This window comes from Candidatus Palauibacter irciniicola, assembly GCF_965208695.1.
Classification (GTDB): Bacteria; Gemmatimonadota; Gemmatimonadetes; order Palauibacterales; family Palauibacteraceae; genus Palauibacter; species Palauibacter irciniicola.
The window spans coordinates 27,388-46,141 of the sequence record NZ_OZ242352.1; the positions used below are offsets into that span (position 1 = coordinate 27,388).

Annotated in this window: 15 protein-coding genes and 1 tRNA gene; 6 read left to right on the forward strand and 10 right to left on the reverse strand. The window is 69.9% G+C overall.

Features of this window, described 5'->3' with window-relative positions; translation table 11 throughout:
* The first annotated feature begins 22 nt into the window (after positions 1-22).
* Both ACOGI9_RS00130 and ACOGI9_RS00135 read left to right on the forward strand, forming a co-directional pair.
* Complete coding sequence (locus tag ACOGI9_RS00130) at positions 23-1,174, forward strand: DegT/DnrJ/EryC1/StrS family aminotransferase (protein WP_419857897.1); 1,152 nt, start codon at positions 23-25, stop codon at positions 1,172-1,174.
* Positions 1,171-2,229 (forward strand): alcohol dehydrogenase, encoded by a 1,059-nt coding sequence (locus ACOGI9_RS00135; RefSeq protein WP_419857898.1) that lies wholly within the window; start codon positions 1,171-1,173, stop codon positions 2,227-2,229. The genes ACOGI9_RS00130 and ACOGI9_RS00135 overlap by 4 nt, the downstream gene beginning before the upstream one ends.
* A 15-nt stretch (positions 2,230-2,244) precedes the next feature.
* Here the strand turns inward: ACOGI9_RS00135 and ACOGI9_RS00140 are convergent, their stop codons facing one another.
* Positions 2,245-2,601, reverse strand: a complete 357-nt coding sequence (locus ACOGI9_RS00140; RefSeq protein WP_419857899.1) for a cupin domain-containing protein — start codon at positions 2,599-2,601, stop codon at positions 2,245-2,247.
* An 83-nt stretch (positions 2,602-2,684) separates the two neighbouring features.
* On the opposite strand from ACOGI9_RS00140, the gene ACOGI9_RS00145 reads away from it, so the two are divergent.
* A tRNA-Gly gene (locus tag ACOGI9_RS00145) sits at positions 2,685-2,757 on the forward strand.
* A 47-nt stretch (positions 2,758-2,804) separates the two neighbouring features.
* A complete protein-coding gene (locus tag ACOGI9_RS00150; RefSeq protein ID WP_419857900.1) occupies positions 2,805-4,562 on the forward strand; it encodes a uracil-xanthine permease family protein in 1,758 nt (585 codons plus the stop codon).
* 13 nt (positions 4,563-4,575) lie between these two features.
* Here ACOGI9_RS00150 and ACOGI9_RS00155 read toward each other — a convergent pair whose 3' ends face one another.
* The gene (locus ACOGI9_RS00155; RefSeq protein ID WP_419857901.1) at positions 4,576-5,898 is read right to left on the reverse strand and encodes an amidohydrolase family protein; all 1,323 of its coding nucleotides are present in this window, start codon (positions 5,896-5,898) and stop codon (positions 4,576-4,578) included.
* A 109-nt stretch (positions 5,899-6,007) separates the two neighbouring features.
* On the opposite strand from ACOGI9_RS00155, the gene ACOGI9_RS00160 reads away from it, so the two are divergent.
* On the forward strand, positions 6,008-7,474 hold the full coding sequence (locus ACOGI9_RS00160) for an amidohydrolase family protein (RefSeq protein WP_419857902.1): 1,467 nt from the start codon (positions 6,008-6,010) through the stop codon (positions 7,472-7,474).
* A 9-nt stretch (positions 7,475-7,483) separates the two neighbouring features.
* Here ACOGI9_RS00160 and ACOGI9_RS00165 read toward each other — a convergent pair whose 3' ends face one another.
* From ACOGI9_RS00165 to ACOGI9_RS00185, 5 genes are all read right to left on the reverse strand, one after another.
* Positions 7,484-9,304: a CIA30 family protein gene (locus tag ACOGI9_RS00165; protein WP_419857903.1), complete on the reverse strand. Its 1,821-nt coding sequence runs from the start codon at positions 9,302-9,304 to the stop codon at positions 7,484-7,486.
* Positions 9,301-10,098: an ABC transporter permease gene (locus tag ACOGI9_RS00170; protein WP_419857904.1), complete on the reverse strand. Its 798-nt coding sequence runs from the start codon at positions 10,096-10,098 to the stop codon at positions 9,301-9,303. Before ACOGI9_RS00170 ends, ACOGI9_RS00165 begins: the two co-directional genes overlap by 4 nt.
* The gene (locus tag ACOGI9_RS00175; protein WP_419857905.1) at positions 10,095-11,003 is read right to left on the reverse strand and encodes an ABC transporter ATP-binding protein; all 909 of its coding nucleotides are present in this window, start codon (positions 11,001-11,003) and stop codon (positions 10,095-10,097) included. The genes ACOGI9_RS00170 and ACOGI9_RS00175 overlap by 4 nt, the downstream gene beginning before the upstream one ends.
* Before the next feature lie 105 nt (positions 11,004-11,108).
* Positions 11,109-12,605, reverse strand: coding sequence for a sodium:solute symporter family transporter (locus ACOGI9_RS00180; protein WP_419857906.1), 1,497 nt, complete (start codon positions 12,603-12,605; stop codon positions 11,109-11,111).
* Positions 12,606-12,611: 6 nt separating this feature from the next.
* Entirely contained in the window at positions 12,612-13,118 is a 507-nt protein-coding gene (locus ACOGI9_RS00185) for a hypothetical protein (RefSeq protein WP_419857907.1), read from the reverse strand.
* Positions 13,119-13,334: 216 nt separating this feature from the next.
* Between ACOGI9_RS00185 and ACOGI9_RS00190 the strand changes: the two genes are divergently transcribed.
* Positions 13,335-14,315, forward strand: a complete 981-nt coding sequence (locus tag ACOGI9_RS00190; protein ID WP_419857908.1) for a malate dehydrogenase — start codon at positions 13,335-13,337, stop codon at positions 14,313-14,315.
* Here ACOGI9_RS00190 and ACOGI9_RS00195 read toward each other — a convergent pair whose 3' ends face one another.
* The 3 genes from ACOGI9_RS00195 to ACOGI9_RS00205 are packed head-to-tail and all read right to left on the reverse strand — an operon-like array spanning position 14,316 to position 18,753.
* Entirely contained in the window at positions 14,316-15,923 is a 1,608-nt protein-coding gene (locus ACOGI9_RS00195; protein ID WP_419857909.1) for a phytoene desaturase family protein, read from the reverse strand.
* Positions 15,920-17,548, reverse strand: coding sequence for a phytoene desaturase family protein (locus ACOGI9_RS00200; RefSeq protein WP_419857910.1), 1,629 nt, complete (start codon positions 17,546-17,548; stop codon positions 15,920-15,922). The genes ACOGI9_RS00195 and ACOGI9_RS00200 overlap by 4 nt, the downstream gene beginning before the upstream one ends.
* Positions 17,545-18,753 (reverse strand): aminomethyltransferase family protein, encoded by a 1,209-nt coding sequence (locus tag ACOGI9_RS00205; protein ID WP_419857911.1) that lies wholly within the window; start codon positions 18,751-18,753, stop codon positions 17,545-17,547. Before ACOGI9_RS00205 ends, ACOGI9_RS00200 begins: the two co-directional genes overlap by 4 nt.
* Position 18,754: the final 1 nt, after the last annotated feature.

Here is an 18,754-nt window from a genome sequence, read left to right on the forward strand (position 1 = left end):
CGACAATCGCGTCGAGCGACGCATGACGGATCGGTTGGCGATCGACGGCGGCACCCCGGTCCGCACGGCGCCCTGGCCCGCGTGGCCACGCTCCGGGGCGGCGGAGCGGCGGGCCCTCACCGAGGTGCTCGAATCCGGCCGATGGGGGCTGGGAGGCGGGGCCGTCCCGGAGCTCGAGGCCCGCTTCGCCGCGCTGCACGGCGCCCCGTACGCCGTGGCCTGCTGCAACGGCACGATGGCGCTTCAGACCGCCCTCGTCGCCGCCGGCGTGCAGCCCGGCGACGAGGTCATCACGAGCCCGTACAGCTTCGTGGCGACGGCCCACGCGATCCGGTCGCTGGGCGCGGTTCCCGTCTTCGTCGACGTGGAGTCCGGGACGCACAACCTGGATCCGGCGCGGATCGAGGACGCGATCACGGAGCGCACGACGGCGGTCCTGCCCGTTCATATCGGCGGACGCCCGGCCGACATGGATCGCGTAAACGAGATCGCCGCCCGACGGGGCCTCCGGGTCATCGAGGATGCGGCGCAGGCGTGGCTTGCAAGCTGGCGGGGCCGCCCGGTGGGCACGCTGGGCGACGCGGGCGCGTTCAGCTTCCAGTCGAGCAAGAACCTCACCGCCGGCGAGGGCGGTATGGTCCTCACGGACGACGAAGCGCTCCATCGGCGGGCGTGGTCGTGGCACGACTGCGGTCGCGACCCCCGCGGTTCACCGCACGACCACGCGGCAGCCGGTCTCAACCTCCGCATGACGGAGTTCCAGGCGGCGTTGCTCCTCGCCGGACTGGAACGCCTCCCCGCCGAGCAGGCCATCCGCCGGCAGGCCATGGACGCGCTCGCGAAGGGCCTCGCCGAGATCGACGGTCTGCGAACGCCGGACCGGGATGAGCGCATCACGGCCCACGGCTGTCACATCTTCATGGTCCGACTCGACGGGTCGGTACTCGTGGCGAACCGCCGCAAGGACCGCGACAAGGGCTGGGTCATCGCGGCGCTCCGGGCCGAGGGGATCCCGGCGCATCCGGGCTACACCACACCGCTCGAAAGAGCGCTTCCGGTATGCGAACGGCTCTGCCGCACGACGATCTGGATCAAGCACCAGGTCCTGCTTGCGGGGGCCGCCCAGATGCAGGACGTCGTGAACGCGTTCGGGAAAGTCCTGACACCACAATGAGGGAAGCGATGAAGAGCTACCAGTTCCGCGAGTACGGTGGACCCCTCGAACCGGCCGAGCGGCCGACCCCCGAACCCACGGGCACCGAGCTGCTCGTCCGCGTCCACGCCTGTGGCCTCTGTCACAGCGACCTGCACCTGTGGCAGGGCTATTTCGAGATGGGCGGCGGCCGGAAGCTCGACGTCCGGGCCGTGCGCGAACTTCCCTTTACGCTGGGCCACGAGATCGTGGGCGAAGTCGCCGCGGCCGGGCCCGATGCCGACGGCGTCGCCGTCGGCGAGCGCGGCGTCGTCTTCCCGTGGATCGGGTGCGGCGGCTGCGGGTTCTGTGACGCCGACCGGGAGCATCTGTGCCACCGCCCGCGCGCCCTCGGTACGCACCTCGACGGCGGCTTCGCGGACCACGTCATCGTCCCGCATCCGCGCTATCTCTTCGACTTCGGAGATGTCCCGCCGGCACTGGCCGGCACGTACGCCTGCTCCGGCCTCACCGCCTACAGCGCGCTCCGCAAGGCGGAACGTTGGCTCGAGGACCAGCTTGTCATCATCGGGGCCGGCGGCGTCGGCTTCGCCGGCATCCAGCTCGCGAAGGCGCTCTTCGACGCCGAACTCATCGTCGTCGAGGTTGACGACGCGAAGCTCGATGCCGCGCGGCGGGCGGGGGCCGCGCACGTCGTGGACGCCCGCGAGGACGACGCGCCCCGGCAGTTGAAGAAGCTCACGAACGGTGGCTGCGCCGCGGTCGTCGATTTCGCCGGCTCTTCCGCGTCCACGGCGCTCGGCTTCCGGACGGTCGCCAAGAGCGGAGGCCTCGTCGTCGTCGGTCTGCTCGGGGGCTCACTCTCCGTCCCACTCCCCCTGCTCGTCCTCAAGGATCTCGCCGTCCAGGGGTCCGACCTCGGGAGCCTCAAGGAGATGGCGGAGCTGATGGAACTCGTCCGCGCCGGGTGCGTCGACCCGATCCCGTACGCGACGCGGCCCATGGATGAAGCCGAAGCGAGCCTGCGCGACCTGGAGGCGGGCCGGGTGGTGGGGAGGGTCGTCCTTACCGTCTAAAGATCCGCCCGGGGATCAGCAGTCGACGAGTTCGATCCTGTCGGGCTGGTTCGGCACGGCGCACAGGAACTCGAAGGGTTCGTCCCCGACGGCGTCGTAGGAGTGCGGCGTTCCCGCAGGAATGTAGACGACATCTCCGGCCTTCACATCGTGCGTTTCGTCACCGATCGACACGCGGGCCCGTCCCCGGAGCACATACTGCTCGTGTTCGACGGCGTTCGTGTGCCGGGGCATCCCGCCGCCGGGCTGCATCACGAAGCGCCGCAGCGCGAAGTTCGGCCCCTGGTCCGGCCCGATGAGAACCTGCGTTTCGGTGCCCGACCCGGCGGCGACCGGCGTCAGCCCGAACTCCGAGACATGTCGAACGCTCACTCGATCTTCCTCCTCGATTCCTCGTCCCGTGCGGCCCGGAAACTTGCCCGTCAGCCGGCTCGGTCGCCAGATTCGACGGCCTCGCGGGCGTAGCTCAGTTGGCAGAGCGTCAGCCTTCCAAGCTGAAGGTCGCCGGTTCGACCCCGGTCGCCCGCTTTGCGCGTGCGTTCGGCATCTCCGTTCCCCAACGATGGATGTGACCGATGGCGTCAGAACCCCGAGACTTCAACCACGCGATCCAGTACGAGCCCGACGAGACGCCGCCGTACCGGATCGCCATTGGCCTCGCGCTCCAGTACGTCGTGCTCACCATCGCGGCCATCGTCATCACGGTGGCGATCGTGGTGCGGGCGGCCGGCGGCTCCGAGGACTACCTGTCGTGGGGGAGCTTCGCGGTCCTGATCGTGAGCGGGGTGACCACGGCCGTGCAGGCCGCGCGCATCGGGCGCATCGGGGCGGGGTACGTCCTCCTCATGGGGACATCGGGCGCGTTCATCGCGGCCTCCGTGACGGCGCTCGTCGAAGGCGGTCCCGCCCTCCTCGCGTCGCTGGTCATCGCCTCCTCCCTCTTCCAGTTCGGGCTCTCGCGGCATCTTGCGCTCCTGAGGCGGATCATCACGCCCGTAGTGGCGGGGACCGTGATCATGCTGATCGCGGTCACGATCATGCCCCTCCTGTTCGATCTGCTGCGCCAGGTGCCGGAGGGCTCGGATCCGCTGGCGGCGCCGGTGACGGCGGGCGCGACCGTGCTCGCGACGCTGCTCATCGTGCTCCGGGCCAGCGGCGTCATGCGGCTGTGGGGTCCGGTGATCGGCATCGTCGTCGGGTGCGTCGCGGCGGTGTCGTTCGGCATCTACGACTTCGAGCGCGTGGCGGCCGCGCAGTGGGTCGGTCTCCCCGCGAGCGGCTGGCCGGGTTTCGGCTTCAGCTTCGGCCCCGCCTTCTGGGCGCTGCTCCCGACGTTCGTGTTCGTGACGCTGATCGGCGCGATCGAGACGGTGGGCGACGCCGTGGCCATTCAGCGCGTGTCCTGGCGGCGCAGCCGGGCCACCGACTTCGGAGCGGTGCAGGGCGCGGTCGCCGCCGATGGACTCGGCAACCTGCTCTCGGGACTGCTGAGCACCGTCCCCAACACGACCTATTCGTCGAGCATCTCGCTGGCGGAGATCACGGGCGTCGCGGCGCGCCGCGTGGGCGTGTGTATCGGCCTGACCTTCGTCGCGCTGGCGTTCCTGCCCAAGATCGCGGCGATCGTACTCGCCATCCCCGATCCCGTGCTCGCCGCCTACGGGTTCGTTCTGATCGGGATCCTGTTCGTCATCGGGACGCGCGTCGTCGTCCAGGACGGCATCGACTATCGCAAGGCGGCAATCGTCGGCGTGTCGTTCTGGGCTGGGGTCGCGTTCCAGGAGGGCGCGCTCTTCAACGAGTACCTGAGCCCCGGGCTGGCGCCGCTGCTCGAGAACGGGATGACCGCGGGCGGCCTGGTCGCGATCCTCCTCACGGCGCTGCTCGAGTTCACGGGCGCGCGGCCCCTGCGCGTCGAGACGACGCTGAACGTCGAAGCGCTCCCCACCATCCGGAACTTCCTCGACAAGTTCTCCATCCGGCGCAAGTGGCAGATGGAGATGAGCGACCGGCTGCTGCAGGCGGCGGAGGAGACGCTGCTTCTCCTGCTGGAGGAGGCGAAGGAAGGGGAAGACGCAGGAGATCGGCGTCTGCGCGTCGTCGCCCGCAAGTGGGGGACCGGGGCGGAACTGGAGTTCATCTCCGCAGGTGGCGCCGGGAACATCGAGGATCAGATCGCCGTTCTCGCCAGCCACGGCACGGCGGAAGTGCAGGAGCACGAAATCTCGCTCCGCATTCTGCAGCACCTGGCCACCTCCGTGAGGCACCAGAAATACCACGACGCGGACATCGTCACGGTTCACATCGAGGGCCCCGTGCGCGGCGGAGGCTAGCGGCGACGCCAGGTCAGGGGACGAGACCGTCCGCGGTGGCGAGCAGTCGGTCGCGGTCGAGCACCTCGCCGCCGAGGATCACGGCGTGTACGCGGCGGGCATTGGCGATGTCCTCGAGCGGACTGGCGTCGAACAGCACGATGTCGGCGAGCATGCCGTGCGCCAGCGTGCCCCTGTCGGTCAGCCGCAGCGCTTCGGCGCCCGCCCGGGTCGCGGCGATCAGCGTCTCCGCCGCCGTCATGCCGGCCTCCACGTGCGTCTCCATCTCGCGCTGGAAGGCGAGGCCCGCTGGAGCGTTCGCGACCACGCCATGCGATCCCATCGTGACGGGACCGCCGGCCTTCGCGTAACGCACCGTGAGCGCGGCCATGTTCCGCATCGCCGCCCACTGCACGTCGCGGTCCTCCTCGCTGAACTCCGGCTCGAAGACGGCCAGCGTGCCGTCCAGGTTCACGTTCCGTTCGAGCATGAGTTCAATGAGCGCGTCGGCGCGCGGCCCGGCCGGGTCCAGCGCCGCCCACAGCGCGAAACCGCCCGCTCCGCGGTGGATGCTCTCGCGCAGCACCGCCTGCCGGAACTCCTCCGCCCGCTTGGGCGAGACGAGGGCTCGGCCCAGCGACCTCGTGTGCTCGATCCCGTCGAGCCCCAGCCGTATCGCGGCCACAGGGTCGACGATCTCGAGGTGGCCGTGGACCGGCACGTTGCGGCGGTCGGCCTCTTCGATGACGGCCGCGACCTGCGCGAGCGAGAGCCGAAAATACACCTTCAGCGACGTCGCGCCCCGATCCATCAACTCGTTCGCCGCCATCCGGGCGTCCGTCTCGTCCAGCAGGACGCGCGAGATCGTAGGATAGGCCGTGTTGAACCCGTCGAGGATCGGCCCGGAATAGAGAAGCCGCGGCGCCGGGAGCTCTCTCGCCTCCACGGTGCCGAGCCAGTCCTCGTTGTCCGCGATCCACTGTCCCATCTCCCGCAGCGTGGTGACGCCGTTGGCCAGGAAGAGGAGCGGCAGTTCCGGGCTCGCGTCGGTCCCCGTCCCGTCGATCGAGGCATGCGGGCCCGGGGAGTAATGGAAGTGGAGGTCGATGAATCCCGGCGTGAGGAACTTCCCGCTCGCATCGATGCGCTGGGCCCCGGCCGGGATCTCGACCTGCCCTGCCGGCCCGATACGCTCGACCCGGTCCCCCCGCACGAGGACCGTCGCGTTCTCGTGAACGGCGCCCGTGCCATCGAACACCGTGCCTCCCTCGATCGCCAGCCACCGTTCCTGCGCCGCGAGTGGGGCGAAGACGGCCATGACCCAACCGAGTACGAACAGGACTCTGGCAGCGCGCACGATGTGGCCTCCCTCGTCAGCGACGGCATCTCGGGGGGCTCGGGTCTTTCCGGCCCTCCCGACCGCATCTACGCTGAGGAAGATCACGACCCGGCACAAGGAGAACATCATGCCCGAAGGCCCATCTCTTCGCGGCGCATGGCTTCGTCGCGGCATCCCGTGGGTGCTCGCGGCGCCCCTGTTCGGCCTCGGCCAGACCGCGGCGCAGGACCGCGACGTCCTCTCCGATGAGGTCCGGTCCCACCTCAGCGTCTCCGCGCCCGTCGTGGCGCTCGAGAACGTCCTCCTGTTCGATGGCACCGGCGGACCCGCGCGCGCGGGACAGACCATCGTCATCCGCGGGAACCGGATCGAGAGCATCGGCGCGGCGGGCGAGGTCGAGATCCCATCGGGTGCAGAGCGGCTGGATCTGGAAGGCCACTCGGTCATGCCGGGGATGGTCGGCCTCCACAACCACATGTTCTACTACCAGTCCACGCCGCGAGCCTCGCAGATGCAGTACTCGGGTCCCCGGCTCTATCTCGGAGCCGGCGTCACGACGGTGCGGACGACCGGGAGCGTCGCCCCGTACCAGGACCTCTCGCTCAAGGGCGCCATCGAGCGAGGCGAGACGCCGGGCCCCCGACTCCTCATCACCGCCCCGTACGTCATCAGCCCCGGTCCCGATGAGCGGCTCAGGGATCTCGGGATGTACGCGATCCGCGACGAGGAAGCGGCGCGCCGGTATGTGCGCTACTGGGCCGCGGAGGGGGCGGAGTGGATCAAGGCCTACACGCAGATCACGCGCGAGGCGCTCGCGACGATCATCGACGAGGCGCACCGGCAAGGGATGAAGGTCACGGCGCACCTCTGTTCGGTGGGGTTCCGCGAGGCCACGGCGATGGGGATCGACAACCTCGAGCACGGCCTGTGGGCCAACTCCGAGTACGACACCACGCGTGAGCCGGACCGGTGCAGTCCCAACTATCAGCGGAGCATCGCCGAACTGGACATGGACGACCCCCGAGTGGCCGAGACGATCTCCGAGATGGTCGCGGCGGGCGTCGCCATGACCTCCACGCTGGCCGTCGCCGAGCAGGCCACGCCGCTCGTCCCCGACCTCACGGAGCGCGATCTGGAGGCGCTTCCGGATCACGTCGTGGAGGCGGAGATGGAGCGGCGGTCGATCTTCCGGACGACGGAGATGCCGTGGATGATCGACCTGTTCGAGAACATGCTCGACTTCGAACTCGCGTTCGTGGAAGCGGGAGGCGTGCTGGCGGCGGGAGTGGATCCGGCCTGGGGCGCGCTACCCGGCTACGGCGACCAGCGGAACTTCGAGATTCTCGTCGAAGCGGGCTTCGAACCGGCCGACGCCGTACGGATCGTGAGCGCGAACGGAGCGCGGATTCTCGGCCTCGACGGCGAACTGGGGACCGTCGCACCGGGCAAGCTCGCCGACCTGGTCGTGATCGAGGGCGACATCGAACTACGGCCCTCCGACATCCGCAACGTCCGCATCGTGTTCAAGGACGGCCTCGGCTACGATCCGGACAGCCTGACCGCCGCCGTCGCCGGCCAGGTCGGCGTCCGCTGACCCCCGGCGCTAGCGGATCTCTACATCGTCCAGTTCGAAGGCGAATGATCCGAGCGGAGCCTGGGCCACGAAGGCGAGGGCGGCGATGATCGAGGGGTCGGCGGTGGCGAAGCTCTCGAGCGGGATCTCGACCACGGCCCACTCCGGGCCGGCGACGAAGGGGACCGTGGGCGGCACGGTGGCCGCGGCTCCCGCGCCGAACAGCATCACGGTGTAGCTCCGTCCGTCTCCGCGGGTGCGGAAGCGCAGGACGCTGCGGCCGGAGAAATCGACCGCCTGCATCGGTTGGTCGCCGAGAAACCAGATCGCGCCCGCCCAGGGGAAGGCGAACCCTGTCCGCGTCTCTCCGCGCACGACGAGCGCCCCCTCCTCCACGGTCAGGTCCGCCGTGGAAGCGCCCCCGTTCATCGCGTCGGTCGTCACCTGCCAGCCGAACCCGAAGCCGGAGTCGAGACCGTCCTCGAAGTCGACGACGACCGGCCCATCCGGAGCCGGTGGGATCTCGGGCGACACGGCGGTCGCGGCGGTTTCACGGACGACGGGATAGCCGTCCTTCCAGATCGTGACGATGTCGGCGGTGCGCGTCACGTCCTCCTCCACGTCGCCCCGCACCAGCACGAGATCGGCGATGTAGCCCTCGGCAATGCGGCCGCGCTCGGGGACGGCGAATGCATCCGCGGCAACGGACGTAGCCGCGGCGAGCACCTCATGGCTCTCCATGCCGGCCCGCGCGAGAAGCCGAAGCTCTCCGTGCATCGAAAGGCCGGTCGCCGTCCCGGGGTTCGGCGCATCCGTGCCCGCGACGATCCGCACGCCCGCCGCGTGGAGCCTCCGCACGTTCTCCAGCGCGACCTCGGAGTCCGGCCCCTCGGGCATCTCGAACCGGTTGCTCAGCGTCTGCCGTTGCATCGGCGAGACCAGCGATTCGTCCGTCTCGTCGAGGACGCGCAGACCGGTGGAGTCGCCGAACAGTCCCATGATCACCGAAAGGGTGGGGACGACGAAGACGCCCGTCCGGGCGAAGCTGCGAGCGTCCTCCTCGGAGAGCGCGGCGTCGAACCAGGTGTGGACCAGGCCATCGGCCCCCAGCGAGACCGCCTCCCGCGCCGCTTCAAGGTCGCTGACGTGGACGACGGCCAGCAGCCCCTCGGCGTGAGCGGCGGCGATGAGCGCCGCAATCGTCTCGCGCTCCAGAGAGGGGATCTCGCCGCGGTACGCGGCTCCATCCTCGGAGACGATCTTGATCCAGTCGGACCCCTCCGCCTTCCGCGCCCGCACCCAGGCGTCGGCGCCCTCCGGTCCCGTGAGCGGTTCCACCGCCAGCCCGAACTGCGTGCCGTGGCCGCCGGGCGCCGTCGCCAGCATGCCCGCCGAAAAGAGGTCGGCTTCGGCCGTGCGCGCGATTTCGTCTCGGGCGGTCCGCGCTCCCGCCAGGAAGCCGGAGTCCGTGAACTGGTCGAGGACGGAGGTCACGCCGAAGCGCAGCGCGTCGCCCAGCGTCCCGCCGAACGTGTGGACATGGCCGTCGATGAGGCCCGGGAGCAGCGTATGTCCCCGGCCATCGACGCGGGGCAGGTCCTCCGGCAGCCGGAGTTTCGCGCCCACCCGCCGCACCCGTCCGTCCTCCACCCACACATCCTGGTTCCGCCTGAAGGCCTCGCCGTCGAACAACGTCACGTCCACGATCGCGAAGCTCTCCTCCGGCGCCTCCTGTTCCGGGGCGGCCGCGTCACCTGGGACCGGGAGCGTCGCCAGCGCGGCGAAGAAGCCCACCACGGCGACAAGGAGAACCCACACGCTTCGCGGAGCGGAGCGGTTCTCCGTGTTCATGACATCCCTCCCGGACGGATCGAGACGGCGCCGCTCTCCGCCCGCCGGAACCCGACCGCGGCGACAATGAGAAAGGCGATCGATTGCACGGCAAGCACGGCGACGTGCAGGGCCGTCGCCTGTCCACCGTCCATCCCGATGACCTTAAGTGCGAGCTGCGCGTGGTGATAGGCGGGCAACACGTTGGCGAAGTCCTGCAGGGCCGCCGGAAACATCGTGATCGGGATCCAGAGTCCGGACAGCATGGCCATGGGCAGGAAGACGAGATTCGTGATGGCCACCGCGGCGCGACTCTTCGACCACGCTCCAACGGCCAACCCGAGCGCGCAGAAGGGGATCACCCCGGCGAGTACGACCCCGGACAGGGCGAACCACTGCCAGCGGTACAGCACCACGCCGGCCCCATGGGCGCCGGTGAGGAAGATCCCCAGAACAACGGCCGCCCCGAAGGCGAACGCCATCCCCACCTTGGCGAGCAGGTAGGCTGCCGCGGGCATCGGCGTGGTACGCTTGAGGAGGAGGACACCGGAGTCGCGTTCCATGGCCAGTCCGGCTCCGAAACCAAACAGCGAGGGCCCCATGACCCCGAACACGCTGTAGGTCGCCAGCATGTACGTGGGGGCGGCGGCCGAAAAACCCCTCCCGCCCATGACCACACCGAAGAACAGATAGAACATGAGGGGAAAGAGCAGGGTCGGGATCGCGAAGGCGGGCTCTCGCAGCACCATGAGGAACTGGTACCGGGCCTCCAGCACGTAGATGCGCCCACGTCTGGCGAGGGTCGCCGTCGTCATGAGACAGGCTCCGAGGCGTCGGGTGCTCGCGTCAGAGCGAGGAAGGCCTCTTCGAGTCCGGCGCCGACGACGGTCAGGTCGTGCAGGTCCGGGTCCAGATCGAGGAGGGCGCGTACAAGATCCTCCGGTCGTGAGGTCAGGATTTCCAGATACCGGCCCCGCGCCTCGGACCTCACGACGCCCGGAAGGGAGGCCACGCGGTCGCGGTGAACCCCGGTCACGCAACGGACCAGGCGGGCTGCCGTATGCGACTTGATGGTCGCCGGCGAGCCCTCCGCGATGACCCGCCCGCGATGCAGGAGGACGATGCGATCCGCGAGTGCGTCCGCCTCCTCGAGATAGTGGGTCGTCAGAACCGTGGTCCGCCCCGATTCGCTGAGTGCGCGAATCTCCTCCCACAACCCGCGCCGCGCTTCCACGTCCAGACCCGCCGTGGGTTCATCGAGGAACACGAGCTGCGGGTCGCCACACAGAGCGAGTGCGAACATCACCCGCTGCTTCTGTCCCCCGGAGAGCTTGCCGAACCTGCGTCGCTCCAGTCCCTCGAGCCCGGCCATGGCGAGCAGCCGGGAAGCCGGCGCCGGCGCGGGATAGTAGGCCCGGAAAAGGTCGATGTGTTCGCCCACCGTCAGCGTATTCGGGACACCGGAGATCTGGAGCATCGCGCCTCGGCGCGCGCGAACCCCGGGAGCCCCCGGCCGCTGTCCGAAGACGGTCGCTTCTCCGGTCTGCACGGCCGCGCTCCCGAGCAGCAGGTTGATCGCGGTGGTCTTGCCTGCGCCGTTGGGCCCCAGCACCGCCAGTACCTCGCCGCGCCGGACCTCCAGGTCCACCTCCTCCAGCGCGACGACAGGTCCGTATCGATGAGTCACGCCCCACAGTCGGGCGACGGCTTCTTCAGGCATCCTCGTTAGAGATGGCGCAGGGGGGTTAGGGACGGCGCAACGGGCCAGACTCTCAACGGAGCGTACGCACCCCGCCGCCGGAGGTTTCCGGTTCAGGTCTCGGGATCAGAGTTCCATCACGCGTTGGATGTCGCGGTCGATGGGGTCGGGTTTCGTGAGGAAGGAGATGGAGAGGAAGAGGACGAGGGAGACGAGGAGCGCCGCGGCCCCGTGGTCGACGCCGTAGGGGAGACGCACGGTGCCGAAGCCGAAGCCGGACCGGAGCCCGAAGTTGACGAGCAGGCTGCTGGCGACCGCGACGTTCGCCGCGAGGATGTTGGCCCGTTTCCAGTTGAGTCCGATCGCGATGACGGGGACGAGACCCGCCGCGAACGTGCCCCAGCCGAACACGCCGAGGAGTGCGACGAGGTCCCCGGAATAGAGCGCCACCAGCGCGGCCGAGATCGCCAGCAAGACCGTGATCACGCGCGCCCACGCGAGTTCGTTGCCCAGCGACCGGCCGCGAATCGCGTTGGGCAGGTCGTGCATGATGGCGGCGGTTCCGATGTTCAGGAACGCATCCGCGGTGGACATGATCGCGGCGAGCAGCGCGGCGAACACGACGCCGGCGAGCAGCGGGTGCGTGAAGGTCTGGAGGAACGTCGGCGAGGCCGCGTCGGGGGTCGCGAGCGCAGGGTGAGCGCCGCTAATGACCAGCGCCCGCATCGCGAAGCCGATCCCGATCCAGAGCAGAGCCGCGAAGCTGTAGGCGATGACGCCGACCGGTATCACGTACCGCAGTTCCTTCATGCGCCGCAGCATCATGAACTTGGTGATGATGTGGGGTTGCCCGGCCACACCGATGCCGAACACGAAGAACCAGGCGAGCCCTCCCATCAGGCCGATGGTTCCCCATGGGCCGCTCGCCGCGCGATCGTCGGCCGCGACGATCCGGCTGATCTCGGCCAGCCCGCCGTCGAACGTCCCGAGCACGGTGACGAAGACGAAGACGGAAGCGACGACCATGATGGCGCCCTGGATCACGTCGGTGTAGACGGAGGCCACGATCCCGCCGGTCACCGAGTAGAAGATCAGGACGGAGCACGAAATGGCGACGCAGAGCGCCAGGCTCGGGTTCTCGATCACGCCCGCGTCCGCGAGCACCCCCTGCAGCACGATCGACATGGCGAGGATCTGCGTCGCGAGGTAGCCCAGCACGCCGAGCAGGATCACGACGGCCACGGAGGCCCGCACCGACTCCGAGCCGTATCGCGCCGCGGCCACGTCCGGCAGCGACACGCATTCGCGAAGCTCCGACACGAGGCGGAGGCGTTTCGCCACCAGGTTGAGGACGATGATGTTGGAGATGACGATCGTCCCGAGAATCCAGATCGAACTCGTCCCCATCGAATACATGAGGCCTGGACCGCCCACGAACCCGAACCCGCTCATCGTGCTCGAGAAAATCGCGAACGCGGTCACGAACATCCCCAGCCTCCGGCCGGCCACGAAGAAATCGCTCGCCGACCTGGTGCGGCGGAGCGACCAGAGTCCCACGCCGACGCAGAGCGCGAGATAGGCGATCACGGCGAGCAGCGTGATCAGGGCGCGATTCGCCTCCACGGAGCGCTATCCCTCGCCGCCGCCGGTATCGACGATTTCGTCGAAGCGGGCCTGCTCCCGGGGGCCGAAGTAGGCGTTCTCGAACGCCCATGTGATGGCGAGAAGGGGAATCCACGGCGCGAGCGTGAGCCCGTACACCAGCAGGGAAGTCGGGGCCGTGAAGCCGAGGACGATCGTCGTGTCGCCGGCGGCATAGGCGTCGAAGGACCACATGAGGACGACGAAGAGGAGGACGTAGCCCACCATCCACGCGTTGACCGCCCGCCGGATCCAGTGTCCCTCCCGGAACCCGATCAGCATCGTGACCCACATGGTCCCGAGCATGGCGATGCCGGCCACGTACGCCGCCCATGTCGGCGCCCCGAGTTCGCCCCCGTCGATCCCCACGAGCATCGGAGCGTGGTCGGGGTGGGGGAGCGGACCGGCACGGCCCGCCCCCGCGGCGACCGCCACCAGCAGCAAGCCGAGCAGGATGACGCAGAGCGCGAGCAGCACCGCCATCAGGCGAGTCATGTAGGCGTTGTCGCGGATCGGGTCCCCCGGGGTTCGAGAAGCGCGGAAGTTTGCCACGCCAGGAGCGTCGGCGCGAGACCGCGCCATGCCCCTCCTCCGACCGGAATCGGCGCTGGACTTGAAGAGTCCGTCCTGTGAGTTTGCCGCCCCCGGCCCGTATCGGCGTCGGGGCGGGACTCACATTCATCGATCACTCACACGCGAAGCGGAGATGACATGACTGCACCAGCGCGGGTCGCCATCACGGGGGCCGCAGGAAATATCGGATATGCCCTCGCCTTCAGGATCGCGGCCGGGGACATGCTCGGGCCGGACCGGCCCGTCACGCTTCAACTGCTGGAGATTCCGCCCGCGCTCGACGCCCTGCGCGGCGTCGAAATGGAACTCAACGACTGCGCCTTTCCGCTCCTGCACGGGGTCGTCGGGACCGCGGATGTGAACGAGGGGTTCGACGGTGTCGACTACGCGCTGCTCGTGGGCGCCAAGCCGCGGGGGCCGGGGATGGAACGCGGCGACCTCCTGGCCGACAACGGGAGAATCTTCGGTCCGCAGGGGCGCGCGCTGAGCGACGGCGCGTCGCCCGACGTGCGCGTCCTCGTGGTCGGGAACCCGGCGAACACGAACTGCCTGATAGCCGCGGCGAACGCGCCGAAGCTCGACCGCCGGCAGTTCGCGGCCATGACGCGCCTCGACCACAACCGCGCGATCAGCCAGCTCGCCGAGAAGACGCGTACGCACGCGACGGAAATCCGGCGCATGACCATCTGGGGCAACCACTCGGCCACGCAGTACCCCGACATCAGCCAGTGCACGGTGGCGGGCACCCCGGCGACCGATCTCGTGGACGAGACCTGGTACCGGGACACCTTCATCCCGAAGGTCCAGAAGCGGGGAGCGGAGATCATCCAGGCGCGCGGCGCCTCTTCGGCGGCGTCGGCGGCCTCGGCCGCGATCGACCACGTGCGGACGTGGGTGCACGGCACGCCGGAAGGGGACTGGACGAGCATGGCCGTGCACGCGGACGGGCGGTACGGCGTGGCCGAGGGCGTCGTCTACTCGCAGCCGGTCACGTGCGCCGACGGCGACTACTCCGTCGTGGGCGGCCTCGACCCGAGCGACTTCAGCCGCGAGCGCATGGAAATCACCGAGGCCGAGCTTCGCGCCGAACGCGACGCCGTCGCCGACCTCCTCGGTTAGCTAGCCGTCGCGGAGGATGCGGGCGGCGGCGCCGGCGCCGGGGCGGCCGTTGAGACCGCCGCCCGGGTGCGTGCCGGCCCCGCACAGGTAGAGTCCGTCGATCGGGGTCCGGTACCGAGCCCAGCCCGCGACGGGGCGCCCGAAGAAAACCTGGTCGAGCGTCATCTCGCCGTGGTGGATGTTTCCCTCCGGGAGCGCGAACCGGTCGGCGAGGTCGGCTGGCGTCAGCACGTGCCGGTGCAGGATCGCCCCCTCGAGGTTGGGGATCTGCTCCGCCAGCGTGGCGACGACCGCGTCCCCCAGCGCCTCGCGGCGCTCGTCATTCCACGGTCCGTCGGCCAGTCGGAAGGGTGCGTACTGGGCCGCTACGGACAGGAGGTGACGCCCTTCCGGCGCGAGCGACGGATCGAGCGCGGTCGTGAGGACGGCATCGAGGACCGGTCGTGCGGACGGACGGCCGTACTTCGCGTCGTCGTACGCGCGCTCGATGTAGTGGATGCTCGGCGCGATCGTGAGGCCGGCGCCGGCAAGCATGGCGGGGCGGGCCGCTTCGCCGCCGGAGCGCAGGCGCGGAGGCTCGCCCAGCGCGAGGTGCACCTTCGCGACGACGCCCCGGTACTTGATGTGGTCCAGCGCGCGGACGAACTCGGGGGCCAGTTCGCCCGGGTCGACGAGGCCGAGCAGCGTGCGGCCGGGGTCGGCGGACGAGATGATGCGAGACGCCGCGATCTCGCCGCCTCCGGCGAGGGCGATGCCCATCGCGCGTCCGTCCTCGACGCGGATCGAGGCCGCCTCGTGGCCGAGGCGAATCTCCGCCCCCGCCGCGACCGCGACGCGCTGGAGAGCGGCGCCCAGCGCGCCCATCCCGCCGCGCACCTGCCGTCTTCGCCGCACGACACCGCCCGCGCCTACCAGGTGGTGGAGGAACATGTAGCCAGTACCCGAGGCCAGCGGCCCCTGACAGATCCCCCGCACGCCATCCGCCGCGAGCGCGCCCTTGAGCGCATCGCTCTCGAACCACTCGTAGAGCAGTTCCTCGACCGTCATCGGGATGAGCCGTATGAGTTCGAGGGCGTCCCGCCGCCCCACCCGCCCGAGCTTGACGCCGAGCCGAAGCAGTTCCCACAGGTCGCCTCGGTCCGCGCCCGCGAGACGCGGCGGCAGGGTGCCGTACAGTACGGCGAGGGCTCGGCTCACCCGCGACATCGCGTCCACGAAATCCGGCCAGCGAGCGGCGTCCCGCGCCGAGAAGGGTCGGATCAGATCCGCCGTCCGGGCCGGATCCCTCTCCAGAACGAGCGCTCCCCCGTCCGGCTGCGGTGACACGACGCAGGAAGCGGGAGACATGAGGTCCAGCCCGGCGCCCCTCGGTCCCGCCTCGTCCAGGCTGAGGTCCGCCATGATGCGGGGATCGATCCCGGTCAGGCTGTGCGCGCCGGTGTCCACGCGATACCCGGGCCACAACTCCTCCGTCGCGGCGCACCCGCCCGCGGCCTCGCCCCGTTCGACGACGACCACCCGGAGCCCGGCGCGCGCCAGATACGTGGCCGCGATGAGCCCGTTGTGGCCCGCCCCGATGACGACGGCGTCGCAGGCCCGGGAGCTCACGCCCGGCTCCCCCCGTCCGCCCACCCGCCCCGCGGGCGCCGCCGCAGGTCCCGGAGGATCTCGAGCGCGGCGAGCCGCCCCGAGGCCCCGCACACGCCGCCGCCCGGATGCGTCCCGGAGCCGCACTGGTAGAACCCGCGCACGGGCGTCCGGTAGTCGGCCCAGGCGGGCGAGGGACGGAAGAAGAAGAGTTGCTGCGGCGTCAGCTCGCCGTGGAAGATGTTGCCCTCGGTGAGCCCCAGTTGCTCCTGCATGTCCAGCGGCGTGAGCACCTGCCGGTGGAGGATGGAGCCCTTCAGGTTCGGCACGTACTCCGAGAGCGTGTCGACGACCGCGTCCCCGAACGCCTCCCGCTTCGCGTCGTCCCAGCCGCCCTCGATGTCGAAGGCGGCGTACTGGACGAAGATCGACATCACGTGCCGTCCCGGCGGGGCCATCCCCGGGTCGATCATGGACGGAATCACGATGTCCATGTACGGCTGGCGCGAGAAGCCGCCGTACTTCGCGTCGTCGTAGGCGCGCTCCAGGTAGTCCATGCCCGGACTGATCGAGAACGCACCGCGCAGGTGCGGCCCCCCGCCCGGCAGGCAGGAGAACTCCGGCGCCTCCGAGAGCGAGAGGTTGACCTTGCCGGAGGAGCCGCGGATCCGGAAGCGTCGGATCGCCTCCACGAGATCGTCCGGCAGCTCTTCCGGGTCGAGCAGGCCGAGGAAGGTGCGCTTCGGATCGACCCCCGACACGACCGTCTTCGCCGTGAGCTCCTCGCCACCCTCCAGGACGACGCCCGTCGCCCGCCCGTTCGCCGTGAGCACCCGCTCCACCGTGGCCCCCGTCCGGATCTCCGCCCCATGGGATCTGGCCGAGGAGGCGATGGACTCGCTGACCATCCCGTTCCCGCCCCGGGCGAATCCCCACGCCCGGAACACCCCGTCGATCTCCCCCATGTAGTGATGGAGCAGGACGTACGCCGTCCCCGGAGACCGAGGTCCGAGGAAGGTTCCGATGATTCCGCTCGCGGACATCGTCGCCTTCAGCACATCCGACTCGAACCACTCGTCCAGATAGTCGGCCGCGCTCATCGTCCCCAGCTTGAAGAGCGCGTGGAACTGCTGCTCATCGAGGCCGCGCGCGTACCGCCCCAGCGTGAGCAGCGTCTTCAGGTCGCGCAGCCCGGGAGAGAGCGGGTCGGGTGGGACGATGCCGAGGAGAGGTTTCACGGCCCACGCGAGCTGGTACATGAGCGTCGCAAAATCGTCGTACGCCTCGGCGTCCTTCGGAGAATGGCGATAGAGGTCGCGCCGCGTCTGGTCGTGGTCCGCCCAGCGCCCGAGGTAGTCGCCGTTCGGGAGCGGCGTGACCGTGCTCTCGAGGGGAAGGATCTCCAGCCCATGCCGCGCGAGTTGCAGATCGCGGATGATCTCGGGCCTCAGCAGGCTCACGACGTAGGATGCGACGGAATACTTGAAGCCGGGGAAGATCTCTTCCGTTACCGCGGCGCCGCCCACCAGGTGCCGGCGCTCGAGCACGACCACGCGAAGGCCCGCCCGGGCGAGGTAGGCGGCGTTGATGAGGCCGTTGTGGCCGCCCCCGACGATGATCGCGTCGTACGCATTCGTCGCGCTCACGGCGTGGCCCGTTTCCTGTCGGGGTCGAAGAACGGCGTCTTCGCCACCGTGGCCCGGGCCCGGCGCCGCCGGTGCTCGACCGTCACCTCGATCTCGAGTTCGGTGCCGACGGCCGCCGATTCCGCTTCGAGGTGCGCCAGTCCCAGGTAGGTCTTGAGGGTCGGCGACCAGCCCCGGCTCGTGGCGTATCCCACCTGCCGTCCGCCCGCATACAGCGGCACGCTGTCGCGCCGGGTCGTGCCCGGGAGTTGCGGGGGGAGGCCAACGGCCGCGTACGCCGCCTCGAGCGACTCCCAGTCGAGGGCGATCCCCCGGAAGCGCCAGGCGGGCGGGCGGGCCCGTTCGGCGCGGAGGGCCGCCCGCCCCACGAAGTTCGACGCCTCGAGCGACACGGTCCAGCCGAGGCCGAGTTCGTACGGAGACGATTTCTGGTCGTCGATGATCGCGCGGTGGGCCGGGATGAAGTCGACGTCGATGAGGAGCAGGCCGGCCTCGAGGCGCGCCATGTCCAGGGCGAGCATGCCCGCCGGGGCGAGGCCGAACCGCTCACCCGCCGCCGTCAGGGCGTCCCACAGCGGAATCGCGTCCGCGGCGCCGACCCAGATCTCGTAGCCGAGGTCGCCGGTGTAGCCCGTGCGCGAGATGTCCGCGGCGATCCCCGCGATCCGCGCCGACATCACGCGGAAATAGCGGAGTCCCGCCACATCGCCGTCGGTGATCCGCTCGAGCAGGTCGCGCGAACGGGGCCCCTGGAGGGCGAGCGCGGCCACCCGCTCCGTCTCCTCCGCGATTTCAACGTCGAGTCCCCGAGCGTTCTCGTGCAGCCACTTCAGCGTCGGCTCGGCGGACGTGAGGCGGAAATCGGACGTGCCGAGCCGGTGCAGCGTGCCGTCGTCCCGCACCTTCCCGGCCGCGTCGCACCAGGGCGTGTAGTACACCTGCCCCACGTCCTGCCGGTCGACGTCCCGCGTGACGACCCGGTTCGCGAGCGCCGGCGCGCCCGGGCCCGAGAGCCGGTACTTGTAGAGCGGCGAGACATCGATGAGCGCACACGCCGAGCGGATGGCCTGGTACTCGTGCTCGTGCGTGGGCTCGTACGAACTCGCCGAGAGATGCCCGGCCCAGCGCCGCCAGTTGCCGGCCTGACAGAGCGGACCGGTCCGTTCGTGAAAGGGCGTTCCCCGGACGACGGAAGGCACTGGCACC